Raw genomic sequence first — 22,415 nt, 5'->3', positions numbered from 1 at the left:
GAGTAATTGAGGGGTGAAGAAATGTTAAAACCTAAAGCCCGATGGTCCGTCACAGGTGCGGATGCCGATAAGGCAGAAAAGTTAGCAGACAGCTTGAGAATCACGAATTTGGTTGCTTCTTTGCTTGTAAACAGGGGAATCGAAGAACCCGAGGCTGCAAAAGCATTTTTATATATGGAAGACCAGGAATTTCATGATCCATTTTTAATGAATGGAATGGAACAAGCTGCTGCAAGAATAAAAAGAGCCGTTGAAAATAAGGAAAAGATCTGCGTGTACGGTGATTATGACGCAGATGGTGTGACCTCAACCGTTGTGATGCTGGAGACGCTGAAGCAAATCGGAGCTGACGCAGACTTCTACATACCGAACCGGTTTACAGAGGGGTATGGTCCGAATAAAGAGGCATTTTTCAAACAAAAGGAAGCAGGCGTTTCGCTGATTATTACGGTCGATACCGGGATTTCTGCTGTAGATGAGGCAGAGTATGCAAAAGAAATCGGAGTAGACTTAATTATCACGGATCACCACGAAGCAGGTCCGGTTTTGCCTGATGCCCTCGCTCTAGTGCATCCAAAGCTGCCTGGCAGCGAGTATCCATTTAAAGAGCTTGCGGGAGTAGGGGTCGCGTTAAAGGTGTCTCAAGCTCTCCTTGGGACCGTCCAGGATTCATTTCTTGAGCTGGCAGCCATTGGGACAATTGCCGATTTAGTGTCTCTGCATGGAGAAAATCGGCTGATTGCGTTCAAAGGCATTGAATTATTGAAAAAGACGACTCGTCCCGGGATCAAAGCGCTGCTTCAGCAGGCCGCCTCGAAGGACAGCCAGCTTTCCGAAGAAACAGTTGGTTTTGCCATTGCTCCGAGAATCAACGCAGTCGGCAGGCTCCAATCGGCAGACCCTGCTGTAGAACTGCTGCGCACAGCTGATTCTCTTAAAGCTTCGGAACTTGCTGCTGAAATTGACGGTCTCAACCGCGAAAGGCAAAAAATTGTTCAGGATATTGCCCAAGAGGCAATTGAGATGGCTGAAACACACTATCCTCCGGAGGAATATCCCGTTCTTGTTCTTGCGAATAAAGGATGGAACCCCGGTGTAGTGGGAATCGTTGCCTCAAAGCTTGTAGATAAATTTTACCGGCCGGCGATTATTCTTTGTTTGGATGAAGAAGGGATGAAAGCGAAGGGTTCGGCAAGAAGCATTGCCGGGTTTGATCTTTTTAAAAATCTTTCGGAATGCCGTGAGCTGCTTCCTCATTTCGGGGGGCACCCGATGGCGGCAGGAATGACGCTTGCTGCAGAGGATATAGACGAGCTCCGGGAAAGGCTGAACATGCTTGCGAAAAATCAGCTGAAAGAAGAAGATTTCATTCCTTTAACAAAGGTCGATCTCTCCTGCAAATTGGAAGATGTGACTCTTTCAACGATTGAAGAACTGAATTTGCTCGCTCCATTTGGAATGAACAATCCCAAGCCCGTTGTTATGATCGAGGATTTAAAAGTGACCGGGATGAGGAAAATCGGCTCGAACCAGAATCATCTGAAGCTTACCCTTGAACAGGATGCTTCTCAGGTCGATTGTGTAGGCTTCGGTTTTGGGTACTTGCATGACGAAATTTCGCCCGTCTCCAAAGTGTCTGTCGTTGGCCAGCTTTCCGTGAACGAATGGAATAATTTCCGCAAGCCTCAATTTATGCTGCAGGATGCCGCAGTCGACGGGTGGCAGCTATTTGATCATCGCGGTGCCCGCCAGCTGAAAACCGTATTGGACCGGATACCAAATTCAAAGGCTCAGTTAATTGCGTTTAAAGAAGCAACGAGGCAGCAGCTCATCAAGGATGGGGCTGCATCTGACTGTCTCTTCGTTCAAAGCGCTGAAGAAGCGGAAAAAATAGATCTTACCGGACGATACGCTGTGTTTATGGATGTTCCGGAAGATCTTGATGCCCTGACAGCTCTTTTTGTACAAGGCATGCCTGAGAGAATATATGCTTTCTTCATCCAGACAGAAGACCACTTTTTTTCCACGCTGCCGACACGGGAGCATTTTAAATGGTTTTATGGATTCCTTGCAAAAAGAGGCAATTTTGACTTGAAAAAGCACAGTGCGGAACTTGCGAAGCATAAAGGCTGGACAGCTGATACAATAGATTTTATGTCTAAGGTGTTTTTTGAGCTGGATTTTGTTACAATAACTAATGGTCTGATTTCAATTAATCGACAAGGTGGAAAACGCGATTTAAGTGAATCGATTGCCTATAAAAAGAAAAAAGATCAAATGGAGCTGGAAAACAGGCTGCTGTATTCCTCTTACCGTGAGTTACTCGAGTGGTTTGATGAACGGATAAGCAGATCTTCTAAGCCTGTTCAAGTTTGAGGAGGAAAAACGAAAGATGGATTTAAAACAATATGTAACGATCGTCGAGGACTATCCGAAACCCGGAATCCGTTTCAAGGACATTACGACACTTATGGATAAAGGCGAAGTCTATAAATATGCTACAGATCAGATTGTTGAATTTGCCCGTGAAAAGCAAATTGATATCGTTGTCGGTCCTGAAGCGCGCGGATTTATTATCGGATGTCCAGTGGCATATGCACTGGAAGTAGGATTTGCCCCTGTGAGAAAAGAAGGAAAGCTTCCGCGCGACGTAATTAAAGTAGATTACGGCCTTGAATACGGCAAAGATGTTCTCACTATTCATAAAGATGCCATCCTGCCTGGTCAAAGAGTACTGATTACGGACGATCTGCTTGCAACAGGCGGAACAATAGAAGCGACGATTAAGCTTGTTGAAGAGCTTGGCGGAGTAGTTGCGGGAATGGCATTCCTTATCGAGCTCTCCTATCTTGATGGCCGCAAAAAGCTTGATGGCTACGATGTTATGACATTAATGCAATATTAAAATTTATTTGAGGAAAACTGGCCGCCTGCGGTCAGTTTTTTTCGAATAGCTAAAAAAGATGGATAAATAATTCAATGATAAAAATCTTTTTTAAAAACACAATGTAAGCGCAGACAAAGCCTGAAAATAAGGTGAAATACAACCATCTACTACCCCCGTAAACCGGATATCCAATCGAATTCTTTTCCTTACCCTTTACAGAACTCCTTTTTTTCACGATAATAGGTACAATAAAGTTTTCTTCAAAAAAGGTGATTCCATGGCGAATGAACAAGTCCTAACCGCTGAACAGGTGATCGAACGGGCGAAGCGGTATTTGGCTGACGACAATCTTGATTTTATCCGGAGAGCTTACGATTTTGCAGAGGAAGCACATCGTGAGCAGTACCGTAAATCCGGTGAACCCTATATAATTCATCCTATTCAAGTAGCGGGTATTTTAGTGGATCTTGATATGGACCCCTCCACTATAGCCGGCGGTTTTTTGCATGATGTGGTTGAAGATACAGATGTGACTCTGGACGATATCCGCAAGGCATTCAGCGATGAAGTGGCCATGCTGGTTGATGGAGTGACAAAGCTCGGAAAGATTAAATACAAATCCCATGAAGAGCAGCAGGCAGAGAACCATCGAAAAATGTTTGTTGCAATGGCCCAGGATATCAGGGTGATCCTGATAAAGCTTGCGGACCGTCTTCACAACATGAGAACACTTAAGCATCTGCCGCAGGAGAAGCAGCGGAGAATTTCAAATGAAACGCTGGAAATTTTTGCTCCTCTAGCCCATAGACTCGGGATTTCCAAGATTAAGTGGGAGCTTGAAGATACAGCTCTCAGATATTTAAACCCTCAGCAGTACTACCGGATTGTGAATTTGATGAAAAAGAAACGGGCAGAGCGCGAGGAATATTTGGACGAGGTCATTAATGACGTTAAAAACAGTGTGCAGGAAGTTCAGATTGCAGCTGAATTTTCCGGCCGGCCAAAGCATATTTACAGCATTTATAAAAAAATGGTTCTCCAGAATAAACAATTTAATGAAATATACGATCTGCTCGCAGTCAGGATCGTAGTTAACAGCATTAAGGATTGCTATGCCGTTCTGGGAATCATTCATACGTGCTGGAAACCAATGCCCGGCCGCTTTAAAGATTATATTGCAATGCCGAAGCCAAACATGTATCAATCCCTTCATACGACCGTGATCGGCCCTAAAGGCGATCCTTTGGAAGTCCAAATCCGTACGATGGATATGCACCACATTGCTGAATACGGTATTGCCGCCCACTGGGCATACAAAGAAGGAAAAGAATTGGATGACCATGCTTCTCTCGAAAAGAAATTGACATGGTTCAGAGAAATTCTTGAGTTCCAGAATGAATCCACAAATGCGGAAGAATTTATGGAATCCCTGAAAATCGACTTATTTTCTGATATGGTGTTTGTATTTACGCCAAAAGGAGACGTTATTGAGCTTCCATCCGGATCTGTACCGATTGATTTCTCCTACCGAATTCATTCAGAAATCGGCAATAAAACAATTGGTGCAAAAGTAAACGGCAAAATGGTGACCCTTGATTATAAACTGAAAACAGGGGACATTATTGAAATTCTGACCTCCAAGCATTCGTACGGACCGAGTCAGGATTGGCTAAAGCTTGCCCAGACTTCACAGGCTAAAAATAAGATCAGACAGTTTTTCAAGAAACAGCGCCGTGAAGAAAACGTTGAAAAAGGGAAGGAATGGGTCGAAAAAGAGATCAAGAACATGGATTTTGATTTGAAAGAGATCCTTGCTTCCGACAACGTTAAACGGGTTTATGAAAAATTCAATTTTGCCAATGATGAAGATATGTTTGCAGCAGTAGGCTACAACGGAATTACAGCTCTGCAAGTAGCGAACCGCCTGACGGAAAAATGGCGCAAAAAGCGCGACCTTGAGGAGCAGGAAAAAGCCGTTGAAGAAGTGGTGACTGAATCAAAGCAGTATCCTTCTCAGAAGAAGAGGGATGCCGGTGTAAGAGTTAAAGGCATTGACAACCTCTTAATCAGGCTGTCCAAATGCTGCAATCCGGTACCTGGAGATGAAATTGTCGGATTTATTACGAAAGGGCGGGGCGTATCCGTTCATCGTGACGATTGCACGAATATCCAGGCAGATGATGCAAAGGACCGGCTAATTCCGGTTGAATGGGAGCATCAGATTGACGGCAGGAAAGAATATAACGTTGAAATTGAAATCATGGGCTATGACCGCAGAGGGCTTCTGAATGAAGTACTTCAGGCAGTGAATGAAACAAAAACCAATATTTCTTCGGTCTCCGGCAGATCGGACCGGAATAAGGTCGCAACCATTCATATGGCTCTTTCCATTGCAAACATCAACCACCTTCATAAGGTGGTTGAAAGAATTAAACAAATTTCAGATATTTACTCCGTTAGAAGATTGATGAACTAAAGTGAGGGTTCTTTTCAATGAAGATTGTTCTTCAGCGTGTAAAGGAAGCAGAGGTTACTGTCGGCGGCAGCTCCACAGGGAAGATTGGCCGGGGGATTATGGTTCTTGTCGGTGTCACACATGATGACACGGCAGATGATGCGAAATACTTGGCTGATAAACTTGCGAACCTTCGAATTTTTGAAGATGATGAGGAAAAACTGAACCACTCGCTTCTTGATATAAAAGGGGAGGTTTTATCCGTATCGCAATTTACCCTTTATGGAGAATGCCGAAAAGGGAGAAGACCGAATTTTATGGCTGCAGCCAAATCGGACATAGCTGAACCGGTATATGAGCAGTTTAACGATGAACTGAGACAGCTCGGTCTGGTGGTTGAGACCGGAACGTTTGGGGCGATGATGGATGTTTCGCTTATAAACGATGGGCCTGTAACCCTGATTGTGGACAGCTCTGAAAGAGGAAAGAAATAGCATCAAAAAAGGAAGCCTCTGCGGCTTCCTTTTTTGATGCATTTTACAGTTTTGTTATTGCTGGCTGAAATAGTCTTTAAGTCCTTCCGTTATGCCGTGAACGGCATTTTTCTGAAAGGAGCTTGAGTTGACCGTCATTTCATCTGTGATGCTGCTTAAATATCCGAGCTCGATTAAGATGGATGGCCTGCTGTTTTCCCGTATGACATGGTAATCCCCGAAACGGACACCGCGATCTGCTGATCTTGTATTCTTAATCAATTCCTCTTTTACCGGGAGAGCTAATTTCTGGCCGGATGAATGATAATAATAAACCGTCATCCCTCTAACTGCTTTATTCGAGCTGCTGTCGTAATGGAGGCTGATAAAGGCATCCGCTGACCTCGACTGAGCTGAATTGACCCTTGAGCTTAGGCTGATATACAGATCAGAGCTTCTAGTCATAACGACATTGGCGCCCTCTGATTGCAGCTCGCCTGAAAGGTAGCCGGCTGTTTTCATCGTCAGAGATTTTTCAAGGGTTCCGCCGGATCCTGACGTACCCCCGTCTATACCGCCGTGTCCCGGGTCAATTACAATCGTTTTCCCCTTAAGGGACTTTGACTCTCCAGGCCGGTTTACCGTTTTGCCAAATTCCGCATCCTCAGCAAGCCAGCCCGCCACATAGCCTGTCCTGCCATCAAGCAGCTTAATTTTGTACCAGTCGTTTTGCAGTGAAAGGACGGTGTATGTCTGACCTGCTGTCCCTCTGGCAATGACAGAGCTGTTCACAGAAGCGGAGGAGCGAATATTCGTCCCGTCTGAGATCAGCCGGATTGCTCCGCTGTTTTTGGGAGCTGTATCCTGTTGTGATCCTGTTTCTGAAGCTTTAATATAAAGCGATGAAACCCAGCCTGTCTGACTTCCGTTAAATCGGATTTTCGTCCAGCTGTTTTTTTCTTCAAGGATGGATACCTGTTCATTTTTTACGACTTTTCCAGATAACCCGCCAGTAGGGGAAGGAGCATTCCGGACGTTTAAGGATGCAGCTGTAACGATCCCTGTTTTCCCAGTTTTAATCTGGCTTTCAAGACTGCCGCTTTTTACAAAATCCCGGCTTACCCAGCCTGTCTTTCCGCTATAGGAAATTCTAAGCCAGCTGCCCTCCGACTTCAAAATGGCAACCTTAGTCCCTTTTGTTACTGAACCAAGCAATGAGCTTGCAGAAGAAGGGGCGGATCTTACATTTAGGGAGGTCGCAGTTATGTATCCTGATGGTCCTTTAAGGTCCGTTTTTTCTTTCGAATCCTTAATGGATGAAGAAGCATAGCGGGAGGAAATCCACCCAGTTATCCCGTTAAACGAGATGTTTGTCCATTCCCCTTCTTTTTTCAGAAGCACAGCCTGTTTTCCATAAGGGAAGGTGCCGACGATTGCATGGCCGGTTCCCGGTCCCTTGCGAATCCTGACATCTTCGGCATTTGAGTATACGGTTTTTACTTGTGATGGGGACTGAATTTCCACAAGCCAAGTGGCCGCCCAGCCTGTCCGGTTTCCAGGCAGATCAAGCTTTACCCATTCCTTGTTTTTTTCAAGAACACCATACTTCTCGTCTTTGCGTGCAATTGCCTCAATTCCATAGCTTAATCCTGGTCCTTTGCGAATATTAAGGGTGTCATTTAAAATTTTCGCCGTTTCCTTCGGAGCAGCCTCTGCATAAAACGGCTCTGCTGGAATGAGTGAGAAGAGCAGAATCGCACACAAAGCTGCGCTAACTATTTTTTTATACATAAGAACCCCCTTTTTAACCTTCACTTCTATCATTATATCGTCAAATCCCTGGTTCGTTTGAAATAATTTTTCGTCAATTTGGGCAGGCTAAAATGAATCTTACGAAAGGGGCTTTCAGAATGAGATACAGTGAAAAAGGAGAAAGGGCCCATCAGTCACCGGGAAATTTGTTTTCAGCCGACCTGCATGCCCTCTCAAAGGTGGAAAAGGATAGCGCCCCAATGGAGCTTGCTTCGGAATTTGGTTTAACATTAAGAGAGGTAAGAGATTTGAAAAAACATTTACACCAATCTTGACATGACAAGCGTGCATGCGTATGATAAGATAAAATTCGAATCTTGAAGGTTATACATATGAACAACCAGTGAGGGAGAAAAGTAGCTGGAACTACACGTGGAAAGAGATGAAATGCCTTGGCTGAAAGCATTTCTCCATGATGATCCAATGAACGAACACTCCTTAGGTTTCTTTCTGAAAAGCAGGAGCTTAGTAGGATAAGGACGCAGCCGGCGTTAAAGGTTATGAGCGGAAGCCTGAATCATGAGGCTTCAACTAGGGTGGAACCACGGGTATTAACTCTCGTCCCTGCGATAATGCAGGGATGGGAGTTTTTTTATTTTAGCTCATTAAAGTTCGAAGCTGATTGGAACGCGATGTGATTTCGGGAGTTACCGCTGAAAAAAGAGTGCTGGAAGCGGATTTTATCAGAATCATTATTTTTAAGAACGCAGGAGTGATGAAAAATGGCATTTCAAGTTCCAAGAGGGACACAGGATATTTTGCCGGGACAATCTGAGCGGTGGCAATTTATTGAAAATATTGCAAGAGAAGTTTGCAGCATTTATCAGTACAAGGAAATAAGAACCCCAATCTTTGAACACACAGAATTATTTCTAAGAAGCGTCGGCGAATCAACGGACATCGTACAAAAAGAAATGTACAGCTTTGAAGACCGCAAAGGAAGGAGCATTACCCTTCGTCCGGAAGGAACAGCTTCTGCTGTAAGATCTTTTGTAGAAAACAAAATGCATGCAGCAGCGCAGCAGCCTGTCAAGCTTTACTACATTGGACCGATGTTCCGTTATGAAAGACCACAGGCAGGCCGCTACCGTCAATTTGTTCAATTCGGTATCGAAGCGATTGGCAGCGAGGATCCAGCAATTGATGCAGAGGTTATTTCTTTGGCAATGAGCGTGTATCAAAAAGCCGGTTTGAAAAACTTAAAGCTTGTCATTAACAGCCTTGGGGATCAGGATAGCCGCTCGGCACACAGAGAAGCGCTTGTTCAGCATTTCCAGCCAAGAATAGGGGAGTTCTGTGCAGACTGCCAAAAGCGTCTTGCTCAAAATCCTCTTAGAATTCTTGACTGCAAAAAAGACCGGGAGCATGAGCTTGTTCAATCGGCGCCATCCATTCTTGAATATCTAAATGAAGAGTCCGCAGCGTATTTCGAAAAGGTGAAATTTTACCTGGAAGAACTGGACGTTGAATATACGGTTGATAAAAACCTTGTACGCGGGCTTGATTATTACAATCATACCGCTTTTGAAATTATGAGCAACGCGGAAGGATTCGGTGCTATAACGACTCTTGCCGGCGGCGGCCGCTACAGCGGTCTCGTAAAAGAGATGGGCGGACCGGAAATTCCCGGAATCGGTTTTGCGATGAGTCTGGAGCGGTTCCTCGCAGCGATTGATGCTGAACAGGCAGAGCTTCCTATACAGTCCGCAATTGATTGTTATGTTGCATACATGGGCGACAAGGCAAAAGACCGTTCCGTTTCGATTCTAAATCATCTGAGAAAAGCGGGCTTGTCCGCTGAAAGAGACTACGAGAACAAAAAACTGAAAGGCCAGTTCAAATCAGCAGACCGTTTACAGGCTCGATTTGTCGCGGTCCTTGGTGAAGATGAGCTTGAAAGAGAAGCGATTACGCTAAAAGATATGGAATCAGGAGAGCAGCAGGAAGTTTCCATATCAGACCTTGCGGAAGTCATTTTATCCCGAAAGAACGGGAAATAAGTTTCACTGATTAAAACGATTTTAATTGAAAGTAAGGAGAGGTTTACATGTTTGGAAGGACTTATTATTGCGGGGAAGTTGCACCGGAAGCCATTGGCGAAAAAGTAGTTTTGAAAGGCTGGGTTCAGAAGAGACGCGATCTTGGCGGACTGATTTTTATTGATTTGCGCGACAGAACGGGCATCGTCCAAATTGTTGTCAATCCTGAAGAGGCAAAAGGAGCCTGGGAGACGGCAAACAATGTACGCAGTGAATATGTCCTTGATATTGAAGGGACTGTAACGGAAAGAGCGGAGGGAACCGTTAACCCGAATTTAAAAACAGGGAGCATTGAAGTGCACGCTTCATCCGTTTCCATACTAAACGCTTCTAAAACCCCTCCTTTTATGATCGAGGATAAATCGGAAGAAGTATCAGAGGATGTTCGCCTCAAATACCGCTACTTAGATCTAAGAAGACCTGCATTATTCAATACAATTAAAATGCGTCATGATGTGACAAAGGCCATTCGTTCTTTCCTTGACAATGATGGTTTTCTGGATGTTGAAACCCCGATTTTGACGAAGAGCACACCAGAGGGTGCACGTGATTATCTTGTACCAAGCCGTGTCCATGAAGGGGAATTTTATGCGCTTCCTCAATCTCCGCAGCTTTTCAAGCAATTGCTGATGGCATCTGGGTTTGAAAAGTATTATCAAATCGCCCGCTGCTTCCGTGATGAAGATTTGCGTGCAGACCGCCAGCCTGAATTTACCCAAGTGGATATTGAGACCTCCTTCATGAGCCAGGATCAAATTATGGAAATGGCAGAGCACATGATGGCTCACGTGATGAAAGAGGCGAAGGGGATGGAAATCTCTCTTCCTCTTCCAAGAATGAGCTTTGATGAAGCCATGTCCCGCTTCGGTTCCGACAAGCCTGATACGCGCTTCGGAATGGAACTTGTAAATGTCTCAGAGCTTGTGGCAGACAGCGGCTTTAAAGTATTCAGCAGCGCTGTGGAATCTGGAGGAGAAGTGAAGCTGATTACCGTAAAAGCCGGTGCTTCAAAATATTCCAGAAAAGATATCGACGCCCTTACTGAATTCGTTAAGCCATACGGCGCAAAAGGGCTTGCCTGGCTGAAACAGGAAGAGGACGGCTTAAAAGGACCAATCGCGAAGTTCTTCTCAGAGGAAGAGCAAGCGGCTTTAATTCAAACGGCTGATTCAGAAATTGGCGATTTGCTGCTTTTCGTTGCAGATCGGAAATCAGTAGTAGCCGATTCTCTTGGCGCGCTCCGTCTAAAACTGGGGAAAGAACTTAAACTGATTGATGAAAGCAAGTTCAACTTCCTATGGGTAGTGGACTGGCCGCTTCTGGAATTCGATGAAAAAGAAAACCGTTACTACGCTGCCCATCACCCGTTCACGATGCCTGTGCGCGAGCATCTGGATAAGTTTGAAAGCGATCCTGCAGGAATGATCGCACAAGCATATGATTTAGTATTGAACGGCTATGAGCTTGGCGGAGGATCCATCCGTATTTTTGAAAAAGAAATTCAGGAAAAAATGTTTACCCTGCTAGGCATGAGCAAGGAACAGACAGAGGATCAATTTGGATTCCTGCTTGAAGCCTTTGAGTATGGCGTTCCTCCGCATGGCGGAATTGCCCTCGGTCTTGACCGCCTTGTAATGCTGCTTGCGGGTAGAACCAATTTGCGCGATACCATTGCCTTCCCTAAAACAGCGAGTGCGAGCTGCATGATGACGGATGCTCCTGGCCAGGCAAGCGACGCCCAGCTTGACGATCTTCATATTGCCAGAAAGACAAAGTGAACACAGAAAACAGGAGGACTGCCCCTCCTGTTTTCCCTTGAAAACGGAAAATCCATATAGTATAATCTTCTAAAAGACGGGGAAGAGTCCTGATGTGTTCGTTGGATACCTTGCATTTTGACCGAACAATTTTTTGATTGGGAGCTTGCGTTTTTGAAATGAGCAAATGCCTTTTATAAGGACTTGCGAACTTTCAAAACAGGGCACCCACCTGCTGAGAGCGGGTTCAAAACAAAGGATAAACACGACGGCACGATTGGGACTTAGCCCATCGAAATAATCAATAAACTGCATGGGCAAGGGTGCTCATGCAGTTTTTTATGAGGTAAAAAACCAATAAAACATACAGCAATGGAGTGAATGAATGTGCTGCACCAGTTTTCCAGAAACGAACTAGCGATTGGCCAGGAAGGCATTGAAATCTTAAAAAACAGTACGGTTGCTGTACTCGGAATCGGCGGGGTCGGCTCTTTTTCGGCAGAAGCTCTCGCACGCTCAGGAGTTGGCCGTTTAATATTAGTGGACAAAGATGATGTGGATATCACCAATGTAAACCGCCAGATTCACGCGCTTGTGTCTACAGTGGGCAAGCCGAAAGCGGATTTAATGAGAGACCGCGTAAAGGAAATTAACCCTGAGTGTGAAGTAATCTCACTGAAAATGTTTTATACGGAAGAAACCTATGAGGAATTTTTCAGCTATGGGCTGGACTATGTGATTGATGCATCAGACACCATTTCATACAAAATTCATTTAATGAAAGAATGCCTGAAACGAGACATTCCGATTATCTCCAGTATGGGTGCTGCAAACAAAACCGATCCGACAAGGTTTAAAGTAGCGGATATTTCAAAAACCCATACAGATCCAATAGCCAAAGTCATCCGCACGAGACTGAGAAAAGAAAGAATTCACAAAGGGATTGAGGTTGTGTTTTCGGATGAAAGCCCAATTGTGATCCGCGAGGATGTCCGCAAGGTGGTTGGTAAAGAGGATGCCCCTATCCGCAAAGCAAAAATGCCGCCTTCTTCCAACGCTTGGGTTCCCTCTGTTGCAGGCCTCATTATGGGCGGCCATGTGATTATGAAATTGCTTAAAGATATTAAAATAAGCCGGGTAAATGATTAAAGCAGCCACTGATGCTGCTTTTTTTAATGCTCTCCTTTTTGTTATTTCCAGTTGAAAAAGGGTAAAGATAGGGAGTCGAATATAAGGGAGAGATAATCATGAATTCAATTAAAGGAAAAACAGCAATTATTACGGGTGCAAGCAGCGGGATCGGAGAAGCGATCGCGAAAAAATTGGCTTCTGAAGGAGCAAATATTGTTCTGGCAGCACGCCGCGAAGACCGTATTTCCACATTGGCAAACGAGCTGAAAGAATCCTTTTCATCGGAAGTGCTTGCTATCTCAACGGATGTAACATCAAGGGAAGATGTAGAGCAGCTTGTGAAACAGGCGAAAGAAAAATTCGGACAAGTGGATATCCTTATTAACAATGCAGGAGTCATGCTGCTGTCTTTCCTTAAAAATGACCTTGTTGATCAATGGGAGCAGATGGTGGATGTGAACATTAAAGGAGTATTGTTCGGAGTGCATGCTGTACTTCCGGGAATGCTTGAAGCCGGACGAGGACATGTAGTGAACGTTTCCTCTGTAGCAGGGCATGAAGTATTCCCGACATCCGCTGTTTACAGTGCTACAAAATATGCTGTTCGGGCCCTGTCCATGGGAATGGAAAAGGAATTGGCGGAAACGGCTATTAAGGTTACGAATATATCTCCGGGAGCCGTGCAGACTGAATTGACAACCCATATTACGGATGAGGAAGTTCAAGGGATGTTTAAGAAAATGATTCCTGAAGATATGAAGGTGCTTGAAGCGAAAGACATCGCAGAGTCTGTTTTTTATGCCGTGTCCCAGCCGGATCATGTGAATGTGAATGAAGTGATTGTGCGGCCGGTGAACCAGGCTTAAGTGTTAGGGAACAAGGGGTCGTCTGAAAAGTACAATAACTAAAATAACTAAAACAGGGAGACGCATTTTAAGCGTTTCCCTGTTTTAGTTTAATAGTAGCCCAACCAATCCATATTCAAAAGCGAAAGCAGCTTTGAAAACTACTTTCTGGACAGCCCCTTGTTATTTAAGCTGCTGTCCATTTAGCTTTTTGTAGACCTGTGCAAGAGCCTGTTCAAATTTCCCGGTTGTTTTTGGGGTGTAATAGGTTTTATTTTTAATGGAATCCGGCAGGTATTGTTGCTTGACCCAGCCGTTTTCAAAGTCATGCGGGTACTGATAGCCGATTCCGCGGCCGAGTTTTCCCGCAGATTTATAATGGGCGTCCTTTAAATGTGCCGGAACATCTCCGGATTTGCCGGATCGGATGTCTGCAAGCGCCTCATCCAATGCTTTATAAGCAGAATTGGATTTTGGAGATAGGCACAATTCAATGACTGCATTCGCAAGGGGAATTCTTGCCTCAGGAAATCCGAGACGTTCAGCTGATTCAATTGCTGCGAGCGTTCTTGCACCAGCTTGAGGACTCGCCAACCCGATGTCCTCATAAGAAATGACGAGCAATCTCCTTGCGATGCTCACCAAGTCTCCGGCTTCTATTAATCTGCCTAAGTAATGAAGGGCTGCATTAACATCTGAGCCGCGGATGGATTTTTGAAAAGCTGAAAGGACATCATAGTGGGCATCGCCGTCTTTATCATGAGCAAATGCCTTCTTTTGCAGGCACTGCTCGGCCGTTTTTAAATCGATCGAGATGACGCCTTCCGGATTTTTAGGTGTTGAAAGAACCGCAAGCTCCAATGCGTTAAGAGATGACCTTACGTCTCCGCCGCTTCCGGCAGCCAGGTGATCCAGGGCTTCGGGAGAAATAGAAATGTGTTTTTCTCCAAAACCCCGTTCCTTATCCACGATTGCATTTGACAGGGCTTCCTTAATTTCTGTCTCCGTCAAAGCCTTCAGTTCAAATATTTGGCATCTGCTGCGGATCGCAGGGTTAATGGCATGATAGGGATTGCTCGTAGTAGCTCCAATCAGCACAATTCTCCCGTTTTCCAAATGAGGCAATAGAAAATCCTGCTTCGCTTTATCCAGCCTGTGGACCTCATCGAGAATCAAGATGACTTTTCCTGACATCTTCGCTTCCTCAACGACAATTTCCATATCTTTTTTATTATGAATGACCGCATTTAATGTCCGGAATGCCGTTTCTGTGCTTCCGGCAATCGCTGTTGCAATGGAGGTTTTTCCAATCCCGGGCGGTCCATAAAGAATCATCGAACTTAGGTGTCTGGCATTGACCATCCTGGAAATGATCATGCCTTCACCAACTAAATGCTCTTGTCCAATTATTTCATCCAATTTTCTTGGTCTCATTCGATAAGCAAGAGGCTTCAATTCAATCTCTCCCAAAAGTATCATGTGTGCTCCCTATTATAGTACGTTTTCACTTTGTTTGCAGGCAGCTGATTTGCGGTACGGAATTTTTGCAATGGAAGCTTGAATTCATTATAATATTCCAATCGGTCCTGCGGTTTTCAAGCGGACACCCTCTTAAATATGGTATAATGACATAGGTTTTCATGGAATTACAAAGATGCATAAACAGCAAATTCTTGCTTGATGTGTGAATTTCTATAGATTTTTTGTGATATAGAGCAGTCTGATTATATTGAATGATACCGGATTAGGGGTGTTTTGGTTGAAAATATCGACAAAAGGCAGATACGGTCTGACGATTATGATTGAATTAGCAAAAAAACACGGCGAAGGACCAACCTCGCTTAAAAGCATCGCTCAGACAAATGATTTATCCGAGCATTATTTAGAGCAGCTGATTGCTCCTTTGAGAAACGCAGGACTTGTCAAAAGCATCAGAGGCGCATATGGCGGATATGTACTTGGAGATGAGCCTGAGAACATCACATCCGGGGACATCATCCGGGTTTTGGAAGGGCCGATCAGCCCTGTAGAAGTTTTGGAGGATGAAGAGCCGGCTAAACGGCAGTTATGGATCCGGATCCGGGATGCTGTCAAGGATGTACTGGACAGTACGACTCTTGAAGACCTTGCGAGCTATTCCGATGGCGAGCAGGAATCTTATATGTTTTACATTTAACCTGTAAGAGGTGAGAACATGTCACGAATATACCTGGATCATGCAGCGACTTCACCGATGCATCCAGCTGTAATAGATACGATGACTTCATTTATGGCCGAAACGTACGGCAATCCATCAAGCATCCATGCGCATGGCAGAGAAAGCCGGCGTATTTTGGATACAGCAAGAGAGGAGATTGCCTCAATAATCGGTGCGAAGGCTAACGAAATTATTTTTACAAGCGGTGGAACAGAAGCCGATAACCTGGCCATCCTCGGGAGCGCATACGCAAACCGCTCCAAAGGAAATCACATTATCACGACGGCTGTTGAGCATCATGCTGTTCTTCACACATGTGAGTTTTTGAAGAAGGAAGGATTCCAGGTTACGTATCTTCCGGTTAATGAAGCTGGAGAAATCTCCCTGCAGGATTTCGATCAGGCGCTTACCGAAGAAACCATTCTTGTTACCGTTATGTACGGAAACAATGAAGTTGGAACCATTCAGCCGATAAAGGAGATCGGCGAACGGCTTAAAAATCATCAGGCAGTCTTCCATACAGATGCCGTTCAGGCGTTTGGTGTATTAAGCTTGAATGTACAGGAGCTGCAGGTCGACTTGATGTCAGTTTCGGGTCACAAGCTTAATGGACCTAAAGGGATTGGCTTTTTGTATGTTAAAACCGGACTTAAGCTGAAGCCCCGTGTTTTCGGCGGTGAGCAGGAGCTTAAAAGACGGGCAGGGACTGAAAATGCAGCAGGAGCAGCGGGATTGCATAAGGCAGCTTTACTGGCTGAAGATTTCAGGGAAGACAAGTTGCGGGAATTTACGGCCATGAAAAATAAGATGGCTGAAGTTTTTCGCAGCCACGGGGTTTCATTTGAAGTGAATGGTTCACTTGAAAAAGGCCTCCCGCATGTCCTGAATGTATATTTTCCGGGTACAAATGTTGAATCCTTTCTCGTTAACCTGGATTTAGCAGGAATTTCAGCGTCAAGCGGATCTGCATGCACGGCTGGCTCAATCGATCCTTCCCATGTGCTTACAGCTATGTATGGAAAAAATTCCAAACGTCCGGCATCGTCCATTCGCTTTAGCTTTGGACTTGGGAATACCGTTGAAGAGGTTGAGCAGGCTGCTCATAAAATAGCCGATATCGTAAAAAGAATAACAGCTTAGAATAGAGGTGAGAGCAAATGGAAAAAGCAATAAAAGACACGCGTGTAGTAGTCGGAATGTCAGGAGGAGTTGACTCATCTGTCGCAGCGCTCATGCTAAAGGAGCAAGGCTATGATGTGATCGGCATTTTTATGAAAAACTGGGATGATACCGATGAAAACGGCGTTTGTACAGCCACGGAGGACTACAACGACGTAATCCGGGTATGCAACCAGATCGGCATCCCCTACTATGCAGTAAATTTTGAAAAACAATACTGGGACAAGGTATTTACCTATTTCCTTGATGAATATAAAGCAGGCAGAACGCCAAATCCGGACGTGATGTGCAACAAAGAAATCAAGTTCAAGGCATTTCTTGAGCATGCCATGTCTCTCGGCGCCGATTACCTTGCAACAGGACATTATGCAAGAGTGGAAAAACGGGACGGCGTTTATAAAATGCTTCGCGGCATCGATGAAAACAAAGATCAAACGTATTTCTTAAATCAGCTCGGACAGGAGCAGCTTTCAAAGGTGATGTTCCCGCTCGGCGGAATTGAAAAATCCAAGGTCCGCGAAATAGCTGCAGAAGCTGGATTGGCGACAGCGGCTAAAAAGGACAGCACAGGAATCTGCTTTATCGGTGAACGGAATTTCAAAGAGTTTCTGGGAGGCTACCTTCCTGCTCAGCCTGGAGAAATGCAAACCTTGTCAGGTGTAAAAATGGGCAAGCATGATGGCTTGATGTATTATACGATCGGTCAAAGGCACGGACTTGGCATCGGCGGAAGCGGCGAACCGTGGTTTGTCATTGGAAAAGACCTGAAACGCAATATTCTATTCGTTGATCAAGGCTTCCACAATGACCTTCTTTATTCAGACTCGATTATCGCAACCGACATCAGCTGGGGCTCAGGTCAAGCACCCGAAGGCGATCTTGATTGCACAGCTAAATTCCGCTATCGTCAAAGCGATAATAAAGTAACGGTTACCATGCTCGATGAAACAACAGCCAAAGTAACGTTTGCCGAGCCGATTAGAGCGGTGACTCCAGGCCAGGCCGTTGTATTTTACGACGGTGATGTGTGCCTGGGCGGAGGAACGATCGATGAAGTATTCAAAGACAGCGAAAAATTAATGTACGTGGGATAATGCACAGCAGGACTGTCTCGAAGGATGTTCGGCCAATCAGCCTAGCGCTGTATGAATGGGTCTGGCGAAATTTGAGCAGTCCTTTTTACTTTACATAACGTTAGGAGAATGATGATGGATAAAAATCAGTTAGGCATTCAATCCATGCAGGAGGGAGAGCTGGAGCAGGCAGCTAAATATTTTACGGAAGCAATCAGTGAAGACCCTTCCAACCCGGTTTTATATGTAAATTTCGGCAACCTTCTGGCTTCCATTAATGAATTCAGCAAAGCGGAAAACTTTTTCTGCAAAGCCCTTGAGCTGGATCCTAAATTGGCTACTGCCCAATACGGTAAAGGCAATGTTTATTACGAGAAAGGCGAATTTGATAAAGCGGCAAAATCATTTACATCAGCAATGAATGATGGGCTTGAAGAAGCAGATGCTTATTTTATGACAGGAATGTCCCTCGTCCAGCTCAGCAGAGAGAAATTAGCACTTCCGTACTTTATGAGAGCGGTTGAAATGAACGGAGAAGATGCGGATGCACGTTTCCAATACGGATTGTGTCTGGCATCACAAGGACAAATCGAGCATGCTGCAAAAGAGTTCCGGCACGTAATCGAGCTTGTGCCCAATCACGCAGATGCCTACTATAACCTTGGAGTAGCCTATTCCTTTGAAGAAAAAGGACAGGAAGCCTATGAAATGTTTTCAAAGGCTGTTTCCATTCAGCCTGATCATGTATTGGCATTGAACGGCAAAAAGCTAATGGCGGATGCACTGGAGAAATCTTAAAGAAGCAATCATGCAGGAGGGGAGGAAAAAGCAATGCAAATATCGATGGATGAGCTTTCCAGCGCTAATCATGAGGAAAAGCCTTATGTTAAAGCGGTCATCAGGGCGGTTATTTTCCATAATGAACAGAATCTCTATACCGTTCTGAAGGCAAAATTGCTGGAGTCCAATCTGGAATTTGATGAGAAAGAAATCACTGTAACCGGATATTTTCCTCTCCTTGCTGAAGAAGAGACCTACCTTTTTTATGGAGCCGTCAAGCATCATCCGAAGTTCGGCATGCAGTTTCAGACCGACCACTTCAGAAAAGATATCCCCAATACAGAAGAAGGAATCATTCAGTACCTGTCCAGCGATTTGTTTAAAGGGATCGGAAAAAAAACGGCTGAAATCATTGTGGGGGAGCTTGGAACATCCGCCATTTCAAAAATCATGCAGGATCCGTCTGTCCTTCATAAAATTCCTAAGGTAAACAAGGAAAAAGCCGATATCCTTGCCCAAACGTTAAAGCAGCACCAGGGTTTGGAGCAAATCATGATTTCCCTGTCCCAATTTGGATTCGGTCCGCAGCTTTCGATGAAAATTTACCAGCAATATCAGGATCAGACGCTTGAAAAGATCCAGGAAAATCCCTTCCAGCTTGTGAAAGACGTTGAGGGAATAGGCTTTGGAAAAGCAGATGAACTGGCGCATCATTTAGGAATATCAGGCAGCAGTCCTGAACGGATCAACGCCGCTTGTCTATATACCATTGAACAGTCCAGTTCACAGGAAGGACATGTCTACCTCACCGAGAACCAGCTGGTTGAGAAGACAAGACAGCTCCTTAGCGCCTCAAATAAAGGACAGGTAAACGCTGAAAGCATTTCTGCTCAAATTGCCGCTCTTGCTGAGAGCAAACAGCTCATTGCGGATGAAGGAAGGATCTATTTTCCAATCCTTTACTACTCTGAAAAGAAAGTAGCCGAGCACATCCAGCAAATCCTGGAGCAAACGGAATATGACGACTTATTTCCGGAATCTGAATTTCTCCTTTCCCTCGGCAATCTCGAGGAACGAATGAAGGTTACATACGCATCAAGCCAAAAGGAAGCAATTCAAAGAGCGCTTATGACACCGATGCTGCTATTAACAGGCGGACCCGGTACCGGCAAAACAACCGTCATTCGGGGGATTGTGGAACTATACTCTGACTTGCACGGCTGCTCATTGGATCCAGGCGAATATAAAAAGGATGAGCCTTTTCCGATTTTGCTCGTCGCGCCTACAGGCCGGGCTGCAAAAAGAATGAGCGAGTCAACCGGAATGCCCGCCGTCACCATTCACAGGCTTCTTGGCTGGAACGGATCGGAGGGATTTGACCGCAATGAGGACAATCCGATTGAAGGAAAACTTTTGATCATTGATGAAATGTCCATGGTCGATATCTGGCTCGCCAATCAGCTTTTTAAATCACTGCCTAAGCAGATCCAGGTAGTCATGGTAGGCGATGAAGACCAGCTTCCTTCTGTCGGCCCCGGTCAGGTTTTAAGGGACTTGCTTGCCTCGAAGGAAGTGCCGACTGTCAGGCTGACTGATATTTACCGCCAGGCGGAAGGTTCATCGATCATCGAGCTCGCTCACCACATAAAAGATGGGAAAACCCCGTCCGACTTGAAAACCCCGACCTCAGACCGCTCCTTTATTAAATGCGCCTCCGGCCAGGTTAAAGAGGTTGTTCGGAAAGTGGTGGAGAATGCGAAGAAAAAGGGCTTTACGGCCCGGGATATTCAGGTGCTGGCGCCAATGTACAGAGGACCGGCGGGAATCGACCAGCTCAATATTCTGCTGCAGGATATTTTTAATCCGGCCTCAAGCACGAAGCGGGAAATGAAATTCGGCGACCTCGTCTACCGGATCGGCGATAAAGTGCTCCAGCTTGTCAATCAGCCGGAAAGCAACGTTTTTAACGGGGATATGGGCGAAATTGAATCCATCTTTTACGCGAAAGAGAATACGGAAAAAGAAGATATGATTGTCGTTTCCTTTGATGGAAACGAAGTCACTTATACCCGGTCCGATTTTTCGCAATTCACCCACGCCTACTGCTGTTCGATCCATAAATCGCAGGGAAGCGAGTTTCCAATCGTCGTTTTGCCTGTTGTAAAGAGCTATTACCGTATGCTGCGCAGGAATTTGATTTACACCGCGATCACTAGAAGCAAAAAATTCCTGATCATGTGCGGGGAAGAAGAAGCCTTTATACGCGGAATTGAAAACAGAGATCAGCTTGAGCGCCAAACTTCATTAAAACAGAGGCTGAATAAATTTACAGAAGAAGAAGATGAACTTCAGAAGCTCCTGCCGTTTGATGTAAGCGATGCGAATATTGGAATGGAAAATATAACACCATTTGATTTTATGTAAAAAAAGCCGCCTGCTGGATGACAGGCGGCTTTTTGGCTTCTATTAATTAAACATCGGTAAAATATAGCTGATCAAAAACCAAATGATTCCAAAAAAGATGATCAAATACGCTGCGTATTTAATAAATGTAGATGCAACAAGACTTGAATCCTTTCTCTTCTCTCTAACCTCGACATCTTTATGTTCATTCATAAAATCACGTCCTCGATATTGGTATGATTGCTTGTTATTAAATACCACATTTGGAAAATGTCAAACCTTTTGCCTAAAGAACTTTTTAGCGGAATGGAAAACGTTACGCTGTATGACTTAATGCTGGAGGAAGAATCCTAAGTGTGTTCGGAAAGGTGGGAGATCATCTTGCGGACATACGGAACATTAAAGGGACTTCCGGTTTTTGATGCAAGAAACGCTGCCTGCATAGGCAAAATTACGGATTTAGTCATCAGCACAGACGGGCACGTTTCCGGACTTATCTTGGATGGCAAAGGTCTATTCAAGAAAGACCGCTTCATTCCGCTGGCCTGTATAGATTCAGTGGGAGAAGACGGAGTGATGGTCAAAGATCCGGAACAGCTGCAGCCTGCAGCTGCTGCAAAAGAAGATTATCGATTCCGCGGCAATGGGCAGCTGTTTAACAAAACCGTCTACTCGAAAACCGGCGAACAGCTCGGTCTCCTGGAAGACGTATATTTTACAGAACAACTGGGCACAATCGTAGCATACGAACTGACAGACGGATTCTTCGCTGATTTAACCGAAGGGCGGAAAAAAGTAAACCCCCTAAGCGAGGAACTAATGGTAAGCAAGGATGCCATCGTCATGGATGTGATTCAAGAGTGAGGTGTGCCCGGTTTGTTAAAATGCCCGAACTGTCAATGCAAGGACCTTGGAAAAATAGGAGTAAACCAGTATTACTGCTGGGGCTGCTTTATCGAGCTTTCGGTATCCAAAGGAATGATTTTAACCCATCAGGTTGAAGAAGACGGTACCTTAAGCTCACTAGATGACTTGTTTGACGAACATGACCGTACCGTAAGCTAAAATCGAAATTAAAGGAGGAAAACGCCATGAACCGCACCATGACCTCAATAATTTCAATGGGAATCGGCGCTGCCGCAACCTACGCAATGAGCGGCAAACGCATGAACACCCGCAAAATGAAAAAAAACTGGCAGCGCCAGATGAAGAAAATGTTTTAATAGCAGTTGGTGAAAACCTCCGCGTGTTGCGGGGGTTTTTTTTGTTGGGGTGGGGTGGTTTTGCGGTTGGGAAAATTGTCGGATAATAGATAGTTGTGTCGGTTTGGCTGTAATCGACATAGAATTGCCCGAAATCGACACATTTGTGCCCGCAATCGACA

At 45.0% G+C, this 22,415-nt stretch carries 20 protein-coding genes, 1 other RNA gene and 1 other annotated feature; of the genes, 18 read left to right on the top strand and 3 right to left on the bottom strand.

What is annotated here, in order from left to right:
• Nucleotides 1-21: 21 nt before the first annotated feature.
• From recJ to dtd, 4 genes are all read left to right on the top strand, one after another.
• Nucleotides 22-2,376, top strand: a complete 2,355-nt coding sequence (recJ, locus tag WCV65_RS14165; protein ID WP_338777310.1) for a single-stranded-DNA-specific exonuclease RecJ — start codon at nucleotides 22-24, stop codon at nucleotides 2,374-2,376.
• Between the two features lie 16 nt (nucleotides 2,377-2,392).
• Nucleotides 2,393-2,905, top strand: coding sequence for an adenine phosphoribosyltransferase (locus WCV65_RS14160; RefSeq protein WP_035405241.1), 513 nt, complete (start codon nucleotides 2,393-2,395; stop codon nucleotides 2,903-2,905).
• 259 nt (nucleotides 2,906-3,164) lie between these two features.
• Nucleotides 3,165-5,363, top strand: a complete 2,199-nt coding sequence (locus WCV65_RS14155) for a bifunctional (p)ppGpp synthetase/guanosine-3',5'-bis(diphosphate) 3'-pyrophosphohydrolase (RefSeq protein WP_035405240.1) — start codon at nucleotides 3,165-3,167, stop codon at nucleotides 5,361-5,363.
• 17 nt (nucleotides 5,364-5,380) lie between these two features.
• Entirely contained in the window at nucleotides 5,381-5,836 is a 456-nt protein-coding gene (gene dtd / locus WCV65_RS14150) for a D-aminoacyl-tRNA deacylase (protein ID WP_035405239.1), read from the top strand.
• Between the two features lie 54 nt (nucleotides 5,837-5,890).
• Here dtd and WCV65_RS14145 read toward each other — a convergent pair whose 3' ends face one another.
• Nucleotides 5,891-7,606, bottom strand: coding sequence for an SH3 domain-containing protein (locus tag WCV65_RS14145; protein ID WP_338777304.1), 1,716 nt, complete (start codon nucleotides 7,604-7,606; stop codon nucleotides 5,891-5,893).
• 119 nt (nucleotides 7,607-7,725) lie between these two features.
• Between WCV65_RS14145 and WCV65_RS14140 the strand changes: the two genes are divergently transcribed.
• From WCV65_RS14140 to WCV65_RS14115, 6 genes are all read left to right on the top strand, one after another.
• Complete coding sequence (locus tag WCV65_RS14140; RefSeq protein ID WP_338777302.1) at nucleotides 7,726-7,902, top strand: hypothetical protein; 177 nt, start codon at nucleotides 7,726-7,728, stop codon at nucleotides 7,900-7,902.
• Between the two features lie 59 nt (nucleotides 7,903-7,961).
• Nucleotides 7,962-8,196, top strand: a binding site (T-box leader).
• A gap of 153 nt (nucleotides 8,197-8,349) precedes the next feature.
• Nucleotides 8,350-9,627 carry a histidine--tRNA ligase gene (hisS, locus tag WCV65_RS14135; RefSeq protein ID WP_338777300.1) on the top strand — a complete coding sequence of 426 codons (1,278 nt, stop codon included), beginning with the start codon at nucleotides 8,350-8,352 and terminating at the stop codon, nucleotides 9,625-9,627.
• 47 nt (nucleotides 9,628-9,674) lie between these two features.
• A complete protein-coding gene (gene aspS / locus WCV65_RS14130; RefSeq protein WP_338777298.1) occupies nucleotides 9,675-11,444 on the top strand; it encodes an aspartate--tRNA ligase in 1,770 nt (589 codons plus the stop codon).
• A gap of 83 nt (nucleotides 11,445-11,527) precedes the next feature.
• A non-coding RNA gene (gene ssrS, locus WCV65_RS14125) (6S RNA) lies at nucleotides 11,528-11,711 on the top strand.
• A 99-nt stretch (nucleotides 11,712-11,810) separates the two neighbouring features.
• Nucleotides 11,811-12,572 (top strand): tRNA threonylcarbamoyladenosine dehydratase, encoded by a 762-nt coding sequence (locus WCV65_RS14120; RefSeq protein WP_035405233.1) that lies wholly within the window; start codon nucleotides 11,811-11,813, stop codon nucleotides 12,570-12,572.
• A gap of 98 nt (nucleotides 12,573-12,670) precedes the next feature.
• Complete coding sequence (locus WCV65_RS14115) at nucleotides 12,671-13,420, top strand: SDR family oxidoreductase (RefSeq protein WP_338777294.1); 750 nt, start codon at nucleotides 12,671-12,673, stop codon at nucleotides 13,418-13,420.
• Between the two features lie 162 nt (nucleotides 13,421-13,582).
• Here the strand turns inward: WCV65_RS14115 and WCV65_RS14110 are convergent, their stop codons facing one another.
• Complete coding sequence (locus WCV65_RS14110) at nucleotides 13,583-14,854, bottom strand: replication-associated recombination protein A (RefSeq protein WP_338782304.1); 1,272 nt, start codon at nucleotides 14,852-14,854, stop codon at nucleotides 13,583-13,585.
• 304 nt (nucleotides 14,855-15,158) lie between these two features.
• Between WCV65_RS14110 and WCV65_RS14105 the strand changes: the two genes are divergently transcribed.
• The 5 genes from WCV65_RS14105 (at nucleotide 15,159) to WCV65_RS14085 (ending at nucleotide 21,052) form a co-directional block, all read left to right on the top strand.
• Entirely contained in the window at nucleotides 15,159-15,575 is a 417-nt protein-coding gene (locus WCV65_RS14105) for an Rrf2 family transcriptional regulator (protein WP_035405231.1), read from the top strand.
• 18 nt (nucleotides 15,576-15,593) lie between these two features.
• On the top strand, nucleotides 15,594-16,736 hold the full coding sequence (locus WCV65_RS14100) for a cysteine desulfurase family protein (protein ID WP_338777291.1): 1,143 nt from the start codon (nucleotides 15,594-15,596) through the stop codon (nucleotides 16,734-16,736).
• A 17-nt stretch (nucleotides 16,737-16,753) separates the two neighbouring features.
• Entirely contained in the window at nucleotides 16,754-17,869 is a 1,116-nt protein-coding gene (gene mnmA / locus WCV65_RS14095; protein ID WP_338777289.1) for a tRNA 2-thiouridine(34) synthase MnmA, read from the top strand.
• A gap of 114 nt (nucleotides 17,870-17,983) precedes the next feature.
• The gene (locus WCV65_RS14090) at nucleotides 17,984-18,646 is read left to right on the top strand and encodes a tetratricopeptide repeat protein (protein WP_338777287.1); all 663 of its coding nucleotides are present in this window, start codon (nucleotides 17,984-17,986) and stop codon (nucleotides 18,644-18,646) included.
• 45 nt (nucleotides 18,647-18,691) lie between these two features.
• On the top strand, nucleotides 18,692-21,052 hold the full coding sequence (locus WCV65_RS14085; RefSeq protein WP_338782302.1) for an ATP-dependent RecD-like DNA helicase: 2,361 nt from the start codon (nucleotides 18,692-18,694) through the stop codon (nucleotides 21,050-21,052).
• 42 nt (nucleotides 21,053-21,094) lie between these two features.
• Here WCV65_RS14085 and WCV65_RS14080 read toward each other — a convergent pair whose 3' ends face one another.
• Nucleotides 21,095-21,244, bottom strand: coding sequence for a hypothetical protein (locus WCV65_RS14080; RefSeq protein WP_197491565.1), 150 nt, complete (start codon nucleotides 21,242-21,244; stop codon nucleotides 21,095-21,097).
• Between the two features lie 168 nt (nucleotides 21,245-21,412).
• Between WCV65_RS14080 and WCV65_RS14075 the strand changes: the two genes are divergently transcribed.
• The 3 genes from WCV65_RS14075 to WCV65_RS14065 are packed head-to-tail and all read left to right on the top strand — an operon-like array spanning nucleotide 21,413 to nucleotide 22,254.
• Nucleotides 21,413-21,895, top strand: coding sequence for a PRC-barrel domain-containing protein (locus tag WCV65_RS14075; RefSeq protein ID WP_035405226.1), 483 nt, complete (start codon nucleotides 21,413-21,415; stop codon nucleotides 21,893-21,895).
• 12 nt (nucleotides 21,896-21,907) lie between these two features.
• Nucleotides 21,908-22,096, top strand: a complete 189-nt coding sequence (locus WCV65_RS14070) for a hypothetical protein (RefSeq protein WP_035405225.1) — start codon at nucleotides 21,908-21,910, stop codon at nucleotides 22,094-22,096.
• A 26-nt stretch (nucleotides 22,097-22,122) separates the two neighbouring features.
• Nucleotides 22,123-22,254 carry a DUF3918 family protein gene (locus tag WCV65_RS14065; RefSeq protein ID WP_082883708.1) on the top strand — a complete coding sequence of 44 codons (132 nt, stop codon included), beginning with the start codon at nucleotides 22,123-22,125 and terminating at the stop codon, nucleotides 22,252-22,254.
• Nucleotides 22,255-22,415: the final 161 nt, after the last annotated feature.

It is taken from the genome of Metabacillus sp. FJAT-52054 (assembly GCF_037201815.1).
GTDB lineage: Bacteria > Bacillota > Bacilli > Bacillales > Bacillaceae > Metabacillus_B > Metabacillus_B sediminis.
The sequence above is the reverse complement of the archived record's forward strand: the minus strand, read 5'-3'. Positions and strand labels throughout refer to the sequence as shown.